Origin of the sequence: Arthrobacter sp. CAL618 (assembly GCF_000468215.1) — a bacterium.
Taxonomy (GTDB): domain Bacteria; phylum Actinomycetota; class Actinomycetes; order Actinomycetales; family Micrococcaceae; genus Arthrobacter_D.
Genome location: NZ_ASZW01000282.1, coordinates 1 through 2,449, shown reverse-complemented (window position 1 = coordinate 2,449; position 2,449 = coordinate 1). Strand labels below are relative to the sequence as shown.

The window sequence follows — 2,449 nt, the reverse complement described above, 5'->3', positions numbered from 1 at the left end:
CAGGCCGGCGACAATCCGGTCCGCCACAACCGTGGTGTCCACTTCCAGGCCGATCAACTCATCAGGCACACCACGCAGGTGATACACCCGGGACGGATCCCAGGCTTCCTTCCCGGCGCGCACCCGCGCAGCATTCCACCGCTCAAACGTTGACGCTTTCAATGCCCCATGGAGCAGCCTTCGCAGCCCCGGGCTGCCGGCCGCCCGGCCTCGATGGAATGCTTCGTCGGCGGCCAGGCCCACCGTGATGTGATCGGGATGACCGGTAATGCCATCCGGCCCGAACGTGGCCACCACATCGGGGTGTTCCTCGTCCAAGAGTGCAGCGATCCGGCTTACCAGCTCCTCGAAAGGCACCTCGGAAACCGCCCCGTCGGCGTAGTCCAACCAGACGTGCCGGTCGGGAACCCGTCCCAGCGCACGCCAGGCGTTGCGGCACTCTCCGCGGCGGACTGCCCCCAGGGATTCCCGCGTGGCCGGAAAACCCGGTGGGATCTCCCCTGCAGCACCGTCGGTCGCATGGACCAGGACAAACCGAAACGCAGGGTCAGCCGCATGCAGCGCGACGCTCCCCGCGAGGGCATACGCGTCATCGTCGGGGTGGGCAACGATCAGCATTGCTGACCGTACTTTCGAGCCTGCGGTTAGTGCCATGCCCTGCCTCCAAACCGGCGCGATTAGCTCGCAACGGTCGTTCTGGCTGTCAGGATGCGCTGGGCTGGACCGCTGTGGAAGTCTCCGACGGCTCAAACCCATATCCCGCGCGGCGATAGGCGGCCAGGACGGCGTCTTCGACGTCGCCGACGGTCAGGCCACGCACCAGGTCATTCGCGGCGCCAGCCGTGGCCGGGTCCCAGTCCAGTCCCATCGCCGCGTACGACGAGGTCAACACTTCCCGGATCGGGGCCGAGTCTTCCACCACAATTACCGAGGAAAAGAGCCAGGCTCCGGCGACCACCCGCTGGGCTGTCCCCACCAGCTTCACGCGCCGACCGTCATCGCCAATGCCGTGCACGCTGTATTCGCCGGGACAGTACTCGCCGGGAATTTCACCCACCGCCGCGGTCACTCCCACCGAGCGCAGCGCTGACGCGAGTAGTTCACCGAATCCGGAGAAGCGGTTCCGCGACCCGGCGACGGCGTCAGTCTGCGGCTCGACATGATCGATCACCAGGCAGCCACGATGATAGGCCGCGGCCCTGCCGCCCGCCCGGCGCACGAGCGGCTCAAACCCCAGTGCCCGTGCAGCCTCTTCGGCGGCAGGGAAACCCGGCAACCGGGTGTCGCGTTGCCCGAACGCCACGGTGGGCTCCGGCCGATAGAGTCGCAGCGTAGCGGGACGCTCCCCCGCCGCCACAGCGCGCAGCAAGGTGATGCCCTCCGCCAGGTCAGCGGCGGCGCCGGCCGAGGCGGTACGGCGCACCACGAACAGGTCGGCACCGGTCATCTGGGTTAGGCTCCTGTCCATGATCTTCCTGCAGTTTCTGGTTGCCGCAGCGACATTCCTGCTGCTGGACGCCGTGTGGCTCAAATCGATGAGCAAATTTTATCGTCGGCATCTCGGCGACCAGCTTGCCGACAAACCCAATTTTCTCTATGCGGCAGCGTTCTACCTAATCTATGTAGCGGGCATCGTGCTCTTCGCTGTTCAGCCCGCATTGGCCGCCGAGTCATGGTTGGCAGCGTTGGGCTACGGTGGGGCGCTGGGCTTTTTCGCCTATGCGACCTATGACCTCACCAATGCCTCGACACTGAAACGGTGGCCAGCGGTCCTGATCGCCGTGGACCTCGCCTGGGGTGCCGCACTGACCGGCCTGATCACCGTCGTGACGTACCTGGTTTTCGTGTGATTCGGTTTGTGACCGACGACGGCGTGTAGCCGCCACGAGTCCCGATTCCGGATGGGACACTTATCTGGTGACGCCGCATACCCCCCAACTTTCCCGCCGGTCAGCGGCCCCGCAGCCGCGCACCCTGATTGATATCCTCACCGCCACTGCTGACTCGTTTCCCGACGCCTCAGCGCTCGACGACGGCACCACCAGCCTCAGTTACGCCGAGTTGCTCTCGAGTGTCAGGGCGATGGGGAAAAAGCTTCACCTGGCCGGGCTGGGTGCTGGCGACCGGATCGGCGTTCGTATTCCGTCCGGAACCGCCGAGCTCTACATCGCCATCCTCGCGATCCTCATGATCGGGGCAGCCTACGTCCCGGTGGACGCCGACGACCCCGACGAACGCGCCAAACTTGTGTTCTCCGAAGCGAAGGTCGCAGGCATCCTGCGCGCGGGGCGCAAACCGGTGGTTCAAAAGGGGCGGAAAGCTCCTTTCCCTGCACCGAGGATGCCGACCCCCGACGACGACGCCTGGATCATTTTCACCTCCGGCTCCACCGGAACACCCAAGGGTGTTGCAGTGTCGCACCGCTCGGCGGCGGCGTTTGTCGACGCCG

The 2,449-nt window shown here is 65.7% G+C and carries 4 protein-coding genes; 2 read left to right on the top strand and 2 right to left on the bottom strand.

What is annotated here, in order from left to right; genetic code table 11:
- A partial coding sequence (locus K728_RS20295; protein ID WP_024477469.1) for a PIG-L deacetylase family protein occupies positions 1–654 on the bottom strand: 654 nt, incomplete at its 3' end.
- A 49-nt stretch (positions 655–703) separates the two neighbouring features.
- Positions 704–1,468: a lipoate--protein ligase family protein gene (locus tag K728_RS19895; RefSeq protein WP_019482456.1), complete on the bottom strand. Its 765-nt coding sequence runs from the start codon at positions 1,466–1,468 to the stop codon at positions 704–706.
- Here K728_RS19895 and K728_RS0117420 point away from each other — a divergent pair.
- Together K728_RS0117420 and K728_RS19890 are read left to right on the top strand one after the other, a co-directional pair.
- Positions 1,467–1,850 carry a DUF2177 family protein gene (locus K728_RS0117420; protein WP_019482457.1) on the top strand — a complete coding sequence of 128 codons (384 nt, stop codon included), beginning with the start codon at positions 1,467–1,469 and terminating at the stop codon, positions 1,848–1,850. The two genes, K728_RS19895 and K728_RS0117420, sit on opposite strands and share 2 nt — an antisense overlap.
- 67 nt (positions 1,851–1,917) lie before the next feature.
- A partial coding sequence (locus tag K728_RS19890; protein ID WP_035748571.1) for an AMP-binding protein occupies positions 1,918–2,449 on the top strand: 532 nt, incomplete at its 3' end.